Source organism: Candidatus Binataceae bacterium (assembly GCA_035508495.1).
Taxonomy (GTDB): domain Bacteria; phylum Desulfobacterota; class Binatia; order Binatales; family Binataceae; genus JASHPB01.
In genome coordinates this window covers 1-15,271 of sequence record DATJMX010000002.1, presented here as the reverse complement: position 1 = coordinate 15,271, position 15,271 = coordinate 1, and the positions used below count along the sequence as shown (strand labels likewise).

12 protein-coding genes are annotated in these 15,271 nt (G+C 61.2%); 5 read left to right on the top strand and 7 right to left on the bottom strand.

The features are described from left to right. Positions 1-26 precede the first annotated feature (26 nt). Together VMA09_01140 and VMA09_01135 are read left to right on the top strand one after the other, a co-directional pair. Complete coding sequence (locus VMA09_01140; protein ID HUA32181.1) at positions 27-1,472, top strand: glutamate synthase subunit beta; 1,446 nt, start codon at positions 27-29, stop codon at positions 1,470-1,472. A gap of 46 nt (positions 1,473-1,518) precedes the next feature. Next, positions 1,519-2,124, top strand: coding sequence for a glutathione S-transferase family protein (locus tag VMA09_01135; protein HUA32180.1), 606 nt, complete (start codon positions 1,519-1,521; stop codon positions 2,122-2,124). Between the two features lie 3 nt (positions 2,125-2,127). On the opposite strand, the gene VMA09_01130 is transcribed toward VMA09_01135, so the two are convergent. The 4 genes from VMA09_01130 to VMA09_01115 form a co-directional block, all read right to left on the bottom strand. Further along, the gene (locus VMA09_01130; protein HUA32179.1) at positions 2,128-2,742 is read right to left on the bottom strand and encodes a DsbA family protein; all 615 of its coding nucleotides are present in this window, start codon (positions 2,740-2,742) and stop codon (positions 2,128-2,130) included. A 152-nt stretch (positions 2,743-2,894) separates the two neighbouring features. Then, the gene (locus tag VMA09_01125) at positions 2,895-4,199 is read right to left on the bottom strand and encodes a heterodisulfide reductase-related iron-sulfur binding cluster (GenBank protein ID HUA32178.1); all 1,305 of its coding nucleotides are present in this window, start codon (positions 4,197-4,199) and stop codon (positions 2,895-2,897) included. After that, a complete protein-coding gene (locus VMA09_01120) occupies positions 4,199-5,464 on the bottom strand; it encodes an FAD-binding oxidoreductase (protein ID HUA32177.1) in 1,266 nt (421 codons plus the stop codon). The genes VMA09_01125 and VMA09_01120 overlap by 1 nt, the downstream gene beginning before the upstream one ends. An 18-nt stretch (positions 5,465-5,482) precedes the next feature. Next, positions 5,483-6,949: an FAD-linked oxidase C-terminal domain-containing protein gene (locus VMA09_01115; protein ID HUA32176.1), complete on the bottom strand. Its 1,467-nt coding sequence runs from the start codon at positions 6,947-6,949 to the stop codon at positions 5,483-5,485. 100 nt (positions 6,950-7,049) lie between these two features. Here VMA09_01115 and VMA09_01110 point away from each other — a divergent pair, with 100 nt between their 5' ends. Continuing rightward, the gene (locus VMA09_01110; GenBank protein HUA32175.1) at positions 7,050-8,237 is read left to right on the top strand and encodes an alanine--glyoxylate aminotransferase family protein; all 1,188 of its coding nucleotides are present in this window, start codon (positions 7,050-7,052) and stop codon (positions 8,235-8,237) included. 138 nt (positions 8,238-8,375) lie between these two features. Here the strand turns inward: VMA09_01110 and gyrA are convergent, their stop codons facing one another. From gyrA to VMA09_01095, 3 genes are all read right to left on the bottom strand, one after another. Next, complete coding sequence (gene gyrA, locus VMA09_01105; GenBank protein HUA32174.1) at positions 8,376-10,910, bottom strand: DNA gyrase subunit A; 2,535 nt, start codon at positions 10,908-10,910, stop codon at positions 8,376-8,378. 296 nt (positions 10,911-11,206) lie between these two features. Continuing rightward, the gene (gene gyrB / locus VMA09_01100; protein ID HUA32173.1) at positions 11,207-13,624 is read right to left on the bottom strand and encodes a DNA topoisomerase (ATP-hydrolyzing) subunit B; all 2,418 of its coding nucleotides are present in this window, start codon (positions 13,622-13,624) and stop codon (positions 11,207-11,209) included. Between the two features lie 251 nt (positions 13,625-13,875). Beyond that, the gene (locus VMA09_01095) at positions 13,876-14,568 is read right to left on the bottom strand and encodes an iron-containing redox enzyme family protein (GenBank protein HUA32172.1); all 693 of its coding nucleotides are present in this window, start codon (positions 14,566-14,568) and stop codon (positions 13,876-13,878) included. 143 nt (positions 14,569-14,711) lie between these two features. Here VMA09_01095 and VMA09_01090 point away from each other — a divergent pair, with 143 nt between their 5' ends. Further along, complete coding sequence (locus VMA09_01090) at positions 14,712-14,978, top strand: AbrB/MazE/SpoVT family DNA-binding domain-containing protein (protein ID HUA32171.1); 267 nt, start codon at positions 14,712-14,714, stop codon at positions 14,976-14,978. Further along, positions 14,959-15,271, top strand: a 313-nt coding sequence (locus VMA09_01085) for a type II toxin-antitoxin system VapC family toxin (protein ID HUA32170.1), incomplete at its 3' end; no start/stop codon positions are given. The genes VMA09_01090 and VMA09_01085, both read left to right, overlap by 20 nt.

Sequence of the window (15,271 nt, the reverse complement as noted above, 5' to 3'; positions counted from 1 at the left end):
TTATTGATTGGGGAGTGAGCGGTTAGATGGGAAAGATAACGGGCTTCATGGAGATCAGGCGTGAGACGCCGTCGCGGCGTCCGGTCGAGGAGCGCCTGAAAGACTGGCGCGAGTTCGATCTCAAGATGCCCGAGGACAATCTCAAGGCCCAGGGCGCACGCTGCATGGATTGCGGCATCCCCTTCTGCCACAAGGGCTGCCCGCTCGGAAATATAATTCCCGACTGGAACGACCTGGTGTATCGCGGCCGCTGGCGCGACGCGATCGAGCGGCTGCACTCGACCAACAACTTCCCCGACTTCACCGGGCGCGTGTGCCCCGCGCCATGCGAAGAGGCCTGCGTTCTCAACATCAACAACGATCCCGTCACGATTAAGCTGATCGAAAAGAACATCATCGATCACGCATTTGCCGAGGGATGGATCACGCCGCAGCGCGCCGATCGCAAAACCGGTAAGAGCGTCGCCGTCGTGGGCTCGGGCCCGGCGGGTCTCGCGTGCGCGCAGCAGTTAGCGCGCGCTGGACATTCAGTCACGCTCTACGAGCGCGCCGATCGCCCGGGCGGCCTGCTCACCTACGGCATCCCCGATTTCAAGCTCGAGAAATGGCTCGTCAATCGACGCGTCGAGCAGATGCAGGCCGAAGGCGTCGAGTTCGTCACGAGCTGCAACGTCGGGTTCGATATCACCGGCGATCAGATGCGCGGGAGGCACGACGCGATCGTGCTGACGATGGGCGCGACCAAGCCGCGCGACCTGCCGATCCCGGGGCGCGAGCTCAAGGGCGTCCACTACGCGATGGAATTTCTGCCGCAGCAGAACAAGCGCAACTTCGGCGACTCGCTAGACGCCTCGAAAGACATTCTCGCGACCGGCAAGCGCGTCGTGATTCTCGGCGGCGGCGACACGGGCTCGGACTGCCTTGGCACCTCGAACCGCCAGGGCGCAATCGGCGTGCATCAGTTCGAGCTGCTGCCGATGCCGCCCGACTCGCGCACCGCGGAGATGCCGTGGCCGGACTGGCCGATGATCCTGCGCACCTCGAGCTCGCACGAAGAAGGCGTCAAGCGCGACTGGAGCATCAACACCAAGCGCTTCGAGGGCGAGAACGGAGAACTTAAGAAGCTCATCGGCGCGCGGCTCAACTGGAAGCGCGACGGCGCTCGGATGGTGATGGAAGAAATTCCCAACTCCGAGTTCGAGATCGAATGCGAGTTGGTGCTGCTCGCGCTCGGATTCCTGGGGCCCGAACCTGACGGGATCATCTCGCAGTTGGGACTCAAGCTCGATCCACGCAGCAACGTACTCTGCGATAACTACGCGTCCAGCGTGCCGGGAGTGTTCGCCGCCGGCGATACGCGGCGCGGACAGTCGCTCGTGGTGTGGGCGATCTGGGAAGGACGCGAGGCGGCGCGCGCCGTTGACGCATACCTGATGGGCGAGACGTTCCTGCCCGCAAGTCCCGAACTCTAGTCCCAGTCGCGCGTGCCGTGCGCGCCCGAGAGGTGGTGGAAGAGCCATGCTCACACTCTATGACTATCTGATCTCCGGCAACGGCTACAAAGTTCGCCTGCTGCTGACGCAGCTTGGCGTTCCGTTCAAGCGCGTCGAGCTCGATATCACCAAAGGCGAGACGCGCACCTCCGGATTCACGAGCAAGTTTCCGAACGGCCGCATTCCGGCGGTGGAGTTCGACGATGGGCGCCTGCTGTTCGAGTCGAATGCGATCTGCTGGTACTTCGCCGAAGGCACGCACTTCATGCCCGAGGACAGGTTCGCTCGCGCGCGGATGCTGCAGTGGATGTTCTTCGAGCAGTACAGCCATGAACCGTACATCGCCGTTGCACGCTTCTTCGCGATGCATCCGGAGCATCACGATCCGCGCCGCGCCGACCTCGCGCGCATCATGAAGCTCGGTTACGACGCGCTGGCCGTAATGGAATCGCACCTGAAAACGCGCGAATGGTTCGTAGACGATCGCTACTCGCTGGCCGACATCGCGCTCTACGCCTACACGCACGCCGCGCACGAGGGTGGCTTCGACTTGGCGCCGTATCCGGCAGTGCATGCGTGGCTCGATCGCGTGCGCGCTCAGCCGAAACACGTTCCGATCACGCAGGCATAGCCGCTAACGCCGGAGACCCATCGCATCGAGTTTCTTGATCACCCATTCGATGCGATCTTCGCCCCAGAACTGCTCGCCTTCGACGACGAAAGTCGGCACGCCGAAAACCTCGTCGCGATCGGCCTCGACGAAACATGCATCCAGGTCGGCTCGCGCGCCTGCATCGGCATAGCGAAGAAAATCATCGCCATCGAGACCGACTTCGTTGATAATCGCCGCGATAGCGGCGCGATCCTCGACGTTCAGCTCGTGCTTCCAGAAACGCTCGAACACACGATCCGAGTAAGGCCTAAATGCGTCGTGCTGGTCGGTATAGAGGGCGCCATAGAAAGCTTGACGCGCGCTAAAAATCTTCTTCGGCGGAAAGATCGTCAGCCCGCGCTCTTTCGCGATCCGCCGCGCGTCGAGATAGAGATACCGCACCTTGCGCCGATCAGCCTCGGCATTGTCGAGCGGTCCATACACCTTGCGAATATTGATCCCGTACGGAATAAACCGCACCCGCACCCGATGCGTTCGCTCCACCTCATACGCCGGCCCCATCGCGAGGTAAGTGAAGGGACTCGTATACGCGAAGTAGAGTTTTACTTCGGTCAGATGTATCGAATCGGATGCCAAATCTATGTTTTCTGCGCCCGCGCTCTGAGTTCTTCTTATCCTAGGAGAGGGCCGGGGAGAGGTGCAACGCTCGAAGCCCAACGGCGGTTACTCTCCGCTGATCATCAGACGACCTCACCCGGCGCGGCGTTGCCGCGCCGACCTCTCCCTGGTCAGGGCGAGGGATTTTCGGATGAGTGAATCGCGGTTGGTTTCGTAGCGAGCGCGAGGAAATCGGCCAGGTGCATGACCTTGATCTTCGAGCGGCGGCGGCGGAGTTCGGCGGCGATTTGGAATTCGCAGCCGGGGTTGGCGAGCACGACGAACTCGGCGCCGGTGGCTTCGATGTTCGCGGCTTTGCGCTGCGCCAGTTCGCGCGCCATCGCGGGCTCGGTCAGGTTGTAGGTGCCCGCGGAGCCGCAGCACAGATCCGACTGTTCCATCTCGATGAGAGTGACGCCGGGAATTGCTTTGATCAGATCGCGCGGCGACTGGCGCACGCCCATCCCATGCGCGAGATGACATGCGTCATGGTAGGTCACGGTGTGATTGAACTCACGCTCCGATTTGAAGTTCCGCGCGAGAAGCAGGGTGCTTAAATCGGTGACCTTCGATGCGATCGCGCGCGCCGCGTCGCCCAGCTCAGGATCGTCTTTCAGAATTTCACCGTACTCGGCGATCGCCGCGGAGCACCCTGAAGCCGCCGATATGATCGCATCAGGGGCGAGATTCTGCAGCGCGTGAACGTTGGCGCGCACGAACTCCAGCGCTCGCACGTCATTTCCCGAATGCAGATCGAGTGCGCCGCAACATTCAGTCACCGGCATCGCCAGAACGCGATAGCCGGCCGCCGCCAGCAGCCGTTCGCTGTTGATGTTCTCGGAGTTGGCGAGCACCTGCGCGACGCATCCGCGATGGAGGACCACTGTTGGCGCGTCGGTTTTCGGCGCCGTCGAAGGCCGCGGCATCAACGGCCGATCGCCGGAGCCGAGACGCGGCAACAGTTCCATCCACTCGCGAATGCTCGAAGGCATCAGCGCCTGCAAGGCGCCGCGCAGGCGCGCGGCTTCGAGAACTCGCAGCGGCGCGAGGAGAGCGCGCAGGCGCGCAGGATAGGGAAAGATCGAGCCGACGCTTTGACGCTTCATCCGCTCGAAAAAGCCGCGCTGGTGATTTTTCTCGACGAACGCACGCGCACCTTCGATCAACCTGCCGTAGTGAACTCCCGACGGGCACGCCGTTTCGCATCCGCGGCATCCGAGGCACAAATCGAGATGGCGCGCCGCGTCGGCGTCCAGCTCGACGCGTCCCTCGGCGAGCGCCTTCATCAAGTAGATGCGCCCGCGCGGCGAATCCATTTCGCGCCGCGTCGCCACGTACGTCGGACACGCTTCGGCGCATAACCCGCAGTGAACACAATCGAAGAGCAGTTCGTATTCAGTGACCTGGCGAACTGGCTGGCTCGGACTCTCGCTCATCAGATACCGCCGACAAAGGAGCTGGGATTGAAGATTCCGCTGGGATCGAACGCCTGCTTGAGCCGCCGCATCAGCTTCAACGCGCCGTCATTCGGCTGATCGAAATAATCAAACGACGAGCGAACCGGCTCGGCCGCCGCGATGATACGGACGTGTCCGCGCGCCCGCGCCGCGCGCTCGCGCCATTCGCCAACGATTTTCTGCGCCGAGTCCGGCGACTGCTGGGCCGCGACGTAAACCTCGGCGATGCCGTTGCCGGGGTGCGCGCAGTATTGGCCGTTGATGGAGTCGAGCGCGGCAGGCAGCGCCGCTGGCAATACTGAAAAACGCGCGCTCAATGGGCGCGCCGTGAAATCGAGGTCGCGCAGCGTCTCGTAATTCCACTCCGCGGCGGCTGCATCCAGAATCGCGCCGCGATCGCCGGCCAGCTCGAGGATCTTCTCGGCCTGGTAGCCGATTTCACTCGGACTCCCCGAGAACCCGGCGATGATGAGAAACTTTCCCGAATGTCCGAATTGATCGGCGAGCGCCGGGCTTAGAACCTCAAGATGTGCCAGTGACAATTTGTCATGCAAAGCTGCCGCGCCGGCAAATGCGTCCTCGGCGCGGTTATGCGGGATCAGCGCGACTGCGTACTGTTCCGGGATCGGGCGAATCTTGAAAACCGTTTCCGTGATAATTCCCAGCGTGCCGAACGAGCCGCCAATCACTTTCATCAAATCGTAGCCGGCCACGTTTTTTACCACCCGCCCGCCGCCATGCACAGTGCGCCCGGCCTGTCCGACGAAGCCAACTCCGATCAGCAAATCGCGCGGCGTGCCCTCTGAGAGCCGCAGCGGACCCGAGTGCGCGCCCGCGACCAGCGCGCCGACGGTGGTCTCGACAGGAGAGAACGGATCGACGGGAAGCCGCTGGTGCGATTTCGCGAGCTCCGCATTGAGCGCGGCGATCGTCATTCCAGCTTCGACGGCGACGGTGAGATCGTCGGGCTCGTGCGCGACGATGCGGTTAAGGCGCGCAAGCGAAATGCCGAAGGTAACGGGCTCGTGCCGCATCTGCGACAACGTTCGCGCGGCGCCGACTGGCGCGAGCGTGAGACGATCAGTCTCGCACATTCGAACAAGTTCGCTGATTTCCTCAACCGACGCGGGCTCGACCATGACGCCGACGCAGGCGTGCTCGCGATCGAGCGGCTTGCGCACGCGATCGGCGCCAATCAAACGCGCAACTTTTTCCGATGCAGTCTCGGGGGGAACTTCGCTCACAACCAGTCTCGCAAAGCCTCAGATCGGAACCTGCCGATGCGGCATCGCGACTTCGACGCATGCGCCCGGCTGCGGAATAATCTTACCTGGATTCGCGCGCTCGTGCGGATCGAAGACCCGCCGCAGCGCCATCATCGCGGTCAGATCGTCAGGCGCGAACATCAGCGGCATCTCGCCCATCTTCTCCGCGCCGATTCCATGCTCGCCGGTCAGACTGCCGCCCATCTCGACGCAGGCCTTAAGAATATCGCGGCCGGCCGCGAGCGCGCGCTCGACCTGTCCCGGCTCGCGCTCGTCGTAAAGAATTATCGGATGCAGATTGCCATCGCCCGCGTGGAAGACGTTGCCGATCGCGAGGTTGTGCCTCACACTCGCTTCGTTGATGACGCGCAGAATGTCCGGCAATCGCGTGCGCGGCACGACGCCGTCCTGTGTGCAGTAGTTCGGCGCGAGGCGGCCAACAGCGCCAAACGCGCGCTTGCGCGCCTTCCACAGCAGTGCGCGTTCAGCTTCGTCGCGCGCGAGCTTCATGTCGCTGGCGCCGGCTTCGCGCGCGATCGTCGCGACGCGGTCGGCAAAATCGGTGAGACCGATTTCGAGTCCATCGAGTTCGACGATCAGCACTGCGCCCGCGTCGGGCGAAAATCCGACATGGAACGCGTCGTCGACGGCGCGCAAGATCATCCTGTCCATCATTTCGATCGCGCCCGGAACGATTCCGGAGGCGATAATCGCGGACACGGCGCGCGTCGCGCTTTCGACGTCGGGAAACGTCGCGAGCATCGTGCGATGATTCTCCGGCTCGCGCATCAGCTTGAGCGTCGCGCGGGTCACGATTCCGCAGGTGCCCTCGGCGCCGACAACGGCGCCGACGAGATCGTAACCGCATCGCTCTTCGTATCCCCCGCCGAGCCGCACGACCTCGCCATCGGGCAGGACCAATTCGAGCCCGAGGACGTGATTTGTCGTCACGCCATATTTCAGCGTATGCGGTCCGCCGGAGTTCTCCGCGACGTTGCCGCCGATCGTGCACGCCATCTGCGACGATGGATCGGGCGCATAGAAAAATTTTTTTGGCTTGACGGCGTTGGTCACGTGCAGATTCACGACGCCGCTCTCGACTTCGACGCGCCGATTCGCATAGTCGATTTCGATGATGCGATTCATCCGCGACGTGCAGACCATCACGGGCGCGCCGAGCGGGAGGCATCCTCCGGAGAGCCCGGTGCCGGCGCCGCGCGGCACGAAGGCGATCCCGCGCCCGTCGAGCGCGCGCAGCACGCCGCTCACCTGTTCGGTCGAGCGCGGCAGCACGAGAATGTCGGGCGACGATTTCTCCACCGTCCAGCCGTCGCACTCGTAAACCTTGAGCTCCGTGGCACGCGAGACGATACCATCGGCACCGACGATCGCGGCGAGCTCATCGATCAAGGATTGGTCAATGGAAATCGGCAAGTGCGATACCTGTTCGCCGTCCGCGCGCATCAAGGTTTTCCTGCCGGGCGGCTCGGGCCATAATAGCAGGGTTCGATTTCAGCCTGATACGCACGCGAGGCTGCTCGCGGCGTGCAGAAGGAGCACTTCGTTGGCAGAGACATTCCCCGAGCTCAAGCCCGCCGCGCGCATCCTGCTCGGTCCGGGTCCGTCGAACGTCAGCCCGCGCGTAATGAAGGCGATGCAGTCGCCGGTCGTTGGCCATCTCGATCCCGAATTCGTCAAAGTGATGGAAGACATCAAGCGGATGCTGCGGATGGTGTTTCGCACCAACAACGAGATTACGTTTCCGGTCTCGGGGACTGGGTCTGCCGGAATGGACGCGATCCTCGCCAACCTGATCGAAGATGGCGACGAGGTGATTGTCGGCGTCAACGGCGTGTTCGGCACGCGGCTCGCCGATTCGGCGGAACGGCTCGGCGCCAGGGTGATCAAGGTCGAGGCCGAGTGGGGGAGGATCGTCGAGCCGGGTCAGATCGAGGCGGCGATCAAGAATGCGAAGAAACCGAAGCTTGTTGTTGTCGTTCACGCGGAGACCTCGACGGGGGTGCATCAGCCGATCGAAGAGATCTCGGCGATGGCGCATCGCGCGGGAGCGCTGATGATTATCGATACGGTTACCTCGCTGGCATGCGTGCCGGTGGAAATCGACAAATGGCAGATCGACGCGAGTTACAGCTGCACGCAGAAGGGGCTCAGCGCGCCGCCGGGACTTGCGCCAGTCACTTTCAGCGCGCGGGCGATCGAGGCAATCAAGAATCGCAAGTCGAAGAGCCGATCGTGGTACCTCGATGTTGGCATGATCGCGAACTACTGGGGCTCCGACCGCGTGTACCATCACACGGCGCCGATCACTATGAACTACGCGCTCTATGAGGCGCTGCGCGTCGTGCTCGAAGAAGGCCTCGAGGCGCGATGGACGCGGCATCGCATCAACGCTGCCGCGCTGCACGCGGGCCTCGGCGGCATGGGCCTCAGGCTCGCGGCGCAGGAAAGGCATCGATTGCCGCAACTCACGACGGTCGGAGTGCCCGAGGGAATCGACGAGGCGAAGGTACGCGCGGAGCTGCTGCGGCAATTCAATATCGAGATCGCGGCGGGACTCGGTCCGCTGAAGGGTAAAGTGTGGCGCATCGGACTGCTCGGCGAAGGCGCGCAGCGCAGCAACGTTTTCCTGGTGCTAGCGGCGCTCGAGCAGATCCTGAGCGCGATGGGCTACGAAGTATCGCGCGGCAAAGCGCTCGCCGCAGCGGAGGCGGCATACATCGCGGCTGGGTGAGTAATTCGAGGCGATCGCCAGAGAAAAAGGAAAGCGCTTCGCGCAATGTGTGTCATCGAAGGCGCGCGACGCGCGGTCTTAATGGCGGGCAGGGACGCCCACCCTACTGATTCTCAAAGCGCCGCCAGCTGTTAGTCGCTACTCGTCGCTTTCGCCAGTGCCGTTCGTCTCTTCGCCGTTGGTTTCGTCTTCTTCCTTCTCCGCCAGGGGTGCTACGGCGCGGACTCTTTCGGTGGTGTCGACGCGCACCAGGTGCACACCCTGGGCGTTGCGGCCCGTGATGCGCACGTCCTTTACCTTGAGCCGGATGATCTTGCCGCCGTCGGTTATCAGCATCACCTGGTCGTCGAGGCCGACCTGGCGCACGCTGATCACCTTGCCGGTCTTATCGGTGACATTCATCGTGATGACGCCTTTGCCGCCGCGATGCGTCAGGCGATAGTCCTCGGCGGGAGTGCGTTTGCCGTAGCCGAGTTCAGAGACCGTGAGAAGAGTTTCATCGTCGCGCACCGTGGACATCGAAACGATTTCGTCCTCGACTAGCGTGACGGTCTTACCCTCTTTGATGGTCGTCGATTCGAGCTCCATGCCGACGACGCCGGCGGTCGCGCGGCCCATCGAGCGCACTTCTTCTTCCTTGAAGCGAATCGCCTGGCCAACGCGCGTTGACAACACAATTTGTTGATTGCCGTCAGTGATTCGAACGTCAACAAGCGAGTCGCCGTCTTCGAGATTGATCGCGATGATGCCATTGCTGCGGATATTGTCGTACTCGTCCATCGCGGTCTTCTTCACGCGGCCGCGCCGGGTCGCGAAGAAGACGAACTTGCCCGCGGTCTCCTTCGGCATCGGCATGAATGCCGACAGCGTTTCCTCGTTCGCGAGGCTCAAGAGGTTCGCGATCGAGCGGCCCTTGGCGGCGCGTCCGCCTTCGGGCAATTCGTACGCCTTCAGCTCATAAACTTTGCCGGCGCTGGTGAAAAACAATAAGCGGTCGTGAGTCGATACTCGTTCGAGCCGCTCGACGAAATCCTCTTCTGCCGTGGTCGCGCCGATCTTGCCGCGTCCGCCGCGGCGCTGTGTGCGATAAAGCGAGAGGGGAGTGCGCTTGATGTACCCGCCGTGTGTGACGGTGACGAGCACGTCCTCTTCGACGATCAAGTCCTCGACTGAGAATTCGCCTTCGGCCTCGATGATCTGCGTGCGGCGTGCGTCGCCGAATTCCTTCCTGATGTCCTTGATCTCGTCGGAGATGAGTTTCAGCAGTTCCTTCTCATCGGCGAGGATCTTCTTGAGGTTCGCGATCAGCTCGACGATTTCCTTGTGCTCGTTTTCGATCTTCTCGCGCTCGAGGCCGGTCAGCCGGCGGAGCGTCATATCGAGGATCGCCTGCGCCTGGATTTGCGACAGATTGAACTGCCTCATCAGTCCAGTGCGCGCGGTCTCCGCGTCCTTCGAAGCGCGAATCAGCTTGATGACTGCGTCGAGATTGCGCAGCGCGATGAGCAAGCCTTCCAAAACGTGCTTGCGCGCCTCGGCTTCGCGCAGCTCGAAACGGGTGCGCCGGGTGATGACGACCTTGCGATGCTCGAGGAAGGCCTGGAGCATCTGCAGCAGGTTCATCTCCTTTGGCCGGCCCTCGTGGATGCCGAGCATGATGATGCCGTAGCCGGTCTGCATCTGGCTCAATTTGTGGAGCTGATTGAGCACGACGCGCGGTTCGGCATCGCGCTTGAGTTCGATCACGATGCGCATCCCGTCGCGGTCGGACTCGTCGCGCAGATCGCTGATACCCTCAATGCGCTTGTCGTTAACGAGCTCGGCAATGCGCTCGATCATGCGCGCCTTGTTCACCTGGTAGGGAATCTCGCGCACGATAATCGATGCGCGTCCGCTGCGCTTGTCGGTCTCGATCACCGACAGCGCGCGCATGGTGAGCGAGCCGCGCCCCGTAATGTACGCATCGCGAATCGCTTTGCGCCCGAGCAGTTGTCCGCCGGTCGGAAAATCAGGACCGGGAACAATATCCAGAATCTGCTCGAGAGTAGTACTGGGCTTATCGATGAGAGTGAGTAATGCGTCGCAAATCTCAGTCAGGTTATGCGGCGGGATATTGGTCGCCATCCCGACCGCGATACCGTCGGAACCGTTGATGAGTAGATTCGGAATCTGGGCCGGCAGAACCTCGGGCTCCTGCTGCGTGCCGTCGAAGTTGGGGCCGAAATCGACAGTGTCCTTGTCGATGTCCGCGAGCAGCCGTTCAGCCAGCCGCGTGAGGCGGCATTCGGTGTAGCGGTACGCGGCGGGAGGGTCACCGTCGATCGAGCCGAAGTTGCCCTGGCCGTCGATTAGCGGATAGCGCAGGCTGAACGGCTGCGCCATGCGCACCAGAGAATCGTAAACGGCCGCATCGCCGTGCGGATGGTAACTCTTGAGGACCTCGCCAACCACGCCGGCGCACTTGGAATGCTTGCGATTTGCGAGCAGGCCCTCGCGGAACATCGCGTAGAGGATCCGGCGATGAACGGGCTTGAGGCCGTCCTGGATAAGCGGAAGCGCGCGGCCGATATTCACCGACATTGCGTAGTCCAGGTAGGACTGCCGCATGTCGTCTTCGATATTCAGCAGCGCAGGCTCGTTGCGATGAGGTTCGTTACCGTTGGTTTCAGGCATATGAGTATTTCAGTCGATTAGTCAGTTGGTCTTTGTTCTCCTCTTCCTTCTGAAACCCTCTTCTTATCCTAGGAGAGGGCAAGGGAGAGGTTACGTCTGCGCTTCCGCAGAATGATAACTCCAGCACCCGATTTTTCGAATACTAAATTGTTGAACAATCGAAAGACGCGACGTCCCGCTTGCTATTATTCTGCATATAGCTGCTCGCTTTGGAGTCTGCATTCGCGGTTTGCCAGCGCTTCACCTCTCCCTCTCCTGGGATAAGGAGAGGGGACAGAAACTAGGACTGAGAGGGATCAGATATCCAGATTCTTTACGTTGAGTGCGTTCTCTTCGATGAACTGGCGGCGGGGTTCTACCTGGTCGCCCATCAGCTTGCCGAAGACTTCTTCGGCTTCTTCGATGGAGGAGATCTGCACCTTGAGCATCGCGCGCTTCTCGGGATCCATCGTCGTGTCCCAGAGCTGCCCGGGATTCATTTCGCCGAGGCCTTTGTAGCGCTGGATTTCGACGCCCTTCTGCCCGGCGCTGAGAACCGCGCCTGCCATCTTATCGAGCGTTTCGTAGGTCGTCACTTCGTCGGACAGTTTGACCTTGAACGGTTCGTTGAAGGCGTCGATTTCGGGCATCAGGCGGCGGATCTCGCGCAGCTCGCCGGTGTGGAAGAGCGTCAGATCGACGACCGTGGGCGGCGTCGTGCCGTTGCCGGTATGCGTGAACATCGCGCGGAAATGCGTCTCGCCGCCGTCATGCTCGACGCGATAGACGAGGTTGTCGTCCTTGACGTTTTTCCTGATCGCCTCGGCCATCTCCTTAGCGCCTTTTTCGGACGCGAAGCTGTCATCGTCGATCGTCTTGTCGGCGGAGAGCCGGGCGAGGGCGGTGACGATCTTGCGCTCCTTGGAGCGGCGCTCGAGCGCCTCGAACATCTTCTCGTAGTAAAGCACCTTGCGCACGAGCGTTTTTAGCGCAGCGCCTTTGACTTCTTTTGCATCTTTGCCCTTGCCCGATTCGAATGCGACCGCCTCGGCGCCGAGGTCGGTGAGATAATCCTCAAGCGCCGCTTCGTCCTTCAGGTAGCGCTCGTTCTTGCCCTTCTTTGCGCGGAAGAGAGGCGGCTGCGCGACGTATAAATAACCCTTCTCGATAATCTCGATAAACTGGCGGAAAAAGAACGTCAGCAGCAGCGTGCGGATATGCGAGCCGTCGACGTCGGCGTCGGTCATGATGACGATAGTGTGATAGCGGAGTTTTTCGATGTCCTTGTCGTTGCTGACGCCCATCCCGAGCGCGGTGATCAGTGTGCGAATCTCGCCCGAGGAGAGCATCTTGTCGATACGCGCGCGCTCGACGTTGAGAATTTTGCCGCGCAGCGGAAGGATCGCCTGCGTCTTGCGATCGCGGCCCTCTTTGGCGGTGCCGCCTGCCGACGCGCCCTCGACGAGGTAGAGCTCGCTACGCGCGGGGTCGCGCTCCTGGCAGTCGGCGAGCTTGCCCGGCAGCGATCCGGAATCGAGCGCGCCTTTGCGCCGCACCAGATCCTTCGCTTTGCGGGCGGCCTCGCGCGCAGTTGCAGCCTCGATCGCGCGGACGACGATCTTCTTGGCTACCGAAGGCGTTTCTTCGAAGTATGAGCCGAGCTTTTCATTGACGAGCGAGGACACGAGGCCGTCGACTTCGGTGTTGCCGAGCTTGGTCTTGGTCTGACCTTCGAACTGTGGCTCGCCGATCTTTACGCTGACGATTCCGTAGAGGCCCTCGCGCGTGTCGTCGCCTTCGAGGCGCATCTCCTTGTTCTTGAAGAGATTGTTTTTCGTCGCGTAGGTGTTGAGCGTGCGCGTCAGCGCCGACTTGAGGCCCGACAGATGCGTGCCGCCCTCGACGGTGTGGATATTGTTGGCGTAGGTGAAAATCACCTCGTGCACGGCGTCGGTCCATTGCAGCGCGACTTCGATATCGACGCCTTCCTTAACGCCCTTGAAGAAGATGACGTCGTGGAGCGATTCGTTGCCCTGGGTCAGCGATTCGACAAACTGCGCGATACCGCCTTCGTAGTGGAATTCCTCGGTCTTGTTGGTGCGGTCGTCGGTCAGCACGATCCTGAGTCCGGCATTGAGGTACGCCATCTCTCGCAGGTAGCGCGCGACGAGCTCGTATTTGAACTTGACCTCTTTGAAGATCAGCGAATCGGGCGAGAAAGTGGTCTTGGTGCCGTGCTCCTTGGTAGCGCCGCGCTCTTCGACCTTGCTCTTGGGAGCGCCGCGCTCGTAGCGTTGAAAATAAATCTTGCCGCCCTTGTAGACTTCGACCTCGAACTCTTCGCTGAGCGCGTTGACGACTGAGGCGCCCACGCCATGGAGTCCGCCCGAGACTTTGTACGCGTTTTTCTCGAACTTGCCGCCCGCGTGCAGCACCGTATGTACGACTTCAAGCGCCGAGCGCTTTTCAGTCGGATGCATATCGACTGGGATACCGCGGCCGTCGTCCTCGATCCGGATGCGATCGTCGCTCAGGATTACAACGGTAATCAGCTTACAGAAGCCCGCGAGCGCTTCGTCAACCGAGTTGTCGACGATTTCGTTTATGAGGTGATGCAGTCCGCGTTCGCCCGTGTCGCCGATATACATACCCGGGCGTTTGCGAACCGCTTCGAGCCCCTCAAGGACCTTGATGGACTCGGCGCCGTAGCCGTCAGACGATTGTTTGTTTGCCATAAAAAGAGGGCGGAAAAGAGCCTCCCCTCAGCATCCCCGCAACTAATAAATATTAGCCTGAACCGGGCTCAGAGTAAAGCTCGACGGAGCCGAAGTTCGCCAAGAATCAAACATTATTTCAAATGCTTAAAGTAATGCCATAAATATAAGAAATTTCGGACGTTATCGTAGGAATGGCAAAACGTCGGCGGAGTCGTCGTGACGACCAATTCCAACGGAGTGTTTAGAACGATGTTAATGAATTTCTGACGCTAGCTCGCAGCGCGCTCGATTCCGTCGAAAAACTGCCACCAGAGGTCCAGCGATCGCTCGACTGCGGCCCAGACTCCCGCTCGTTCTCCCTCGCTCAGGAGCGCCCGGCTCAGGATGTGATCGCCAACGTCGCTGTGATCGCGATCGGCGATCTCATGCACATCAAAAAAAGCGACTTGCTCGCGCGACAGCCCGTAGTTCTTCTCGAGCGCGCGCGCGAACGGACCGAAGTTGCCCGGGACCTGGCCCTCGGCGGCGAGGTTGATCGCGCCGACGCCTTCGTTGAACGAGCGATCCTTCGTTGACAGCTCGAACCAGTCGATAAGCGCCGCCGTCGAAGGCAGTGCCTTGCCATGTACCATGTCTTCGCGATCGAGACCGAGGCCGAGCCCGAGGCGGATGAAAAGCTCAGGATGCGGCGCACTGCCCGAGATGAGCCCCGTCTCCTCTTCGTAGAGGCTCTCGGCCAACTTCACGCGCTCGCCCGCGTCGTAGCATCGCGAATGCAGTGCGCTCACGGCGCGGGGGAATTCCCGCACCTGGAGAAAGAACTGCGTCGCGAACACGCACATCCCTTCCTGCGAGACTTTGCCGTCGGCAATCTTCATCCAGAACGGATGCCGTCCAAACGACCGCCGCGCCTTAACCTTGGCGAATATCTCGCTGACAAAAGCCTCGCTCGGATGTGCCATGGTAGGGAACCTCGCCGTGGAGATTAGCGCGCTCCCGCGAACCTACAAAACGCGGCCAATAATGTGAAGCCTTACTCGATTTGCTTTTGGCTCGGCCTTGGTAGGCGGTTAGTCTAATCTTACTGAGTCTTACAGAGGCGCATATGGAGCGAACGAAACTATCGTCGAAAGGTCAGGTGATTCTCCCCAAAGCGATCCGCGATGCGCGGCGCTGGCGGTCGGGCACCGAGTTTATTGTCGAAGATAGCGGCGAAGGGGTGCTCCTGCGCCCCGCGAAGACATTCAAGCCGAGTACTCTCGACGAAGTTGTCGGATGCCTGCGCTACGAGGGAAAGGCCAAGACGCTGAAGGAAATGGACGCGGCCATCTCCGCTGAGGTGAAGGCGCGTCGTGCTCGCGGTCGATGCTAATCTTGTCCTCCGGTTGTTGACCGAAGACGATCCGATCCTGACAGTTCGCGCCCGCGAACTTTTCGAACGAGAGCGCATCTTCGTGCCGAAGACTGTGATCCTTGAAGCCGGGTGGGTGCTTGGTCGTTCGTACAACTTTAGTGTAATGCAAATCCTTCACGCTTTCGAGCGAATGTTGTCGCTGCCGAACGTAACCTGTGAGGACGCCGAAGCGGTGACGGATGCGATCCAATGGGCGCGACGCGGTATCGCTTTTGCCGACGCGTTGCACCTGGCGTCGTCGCGCGGCGCTG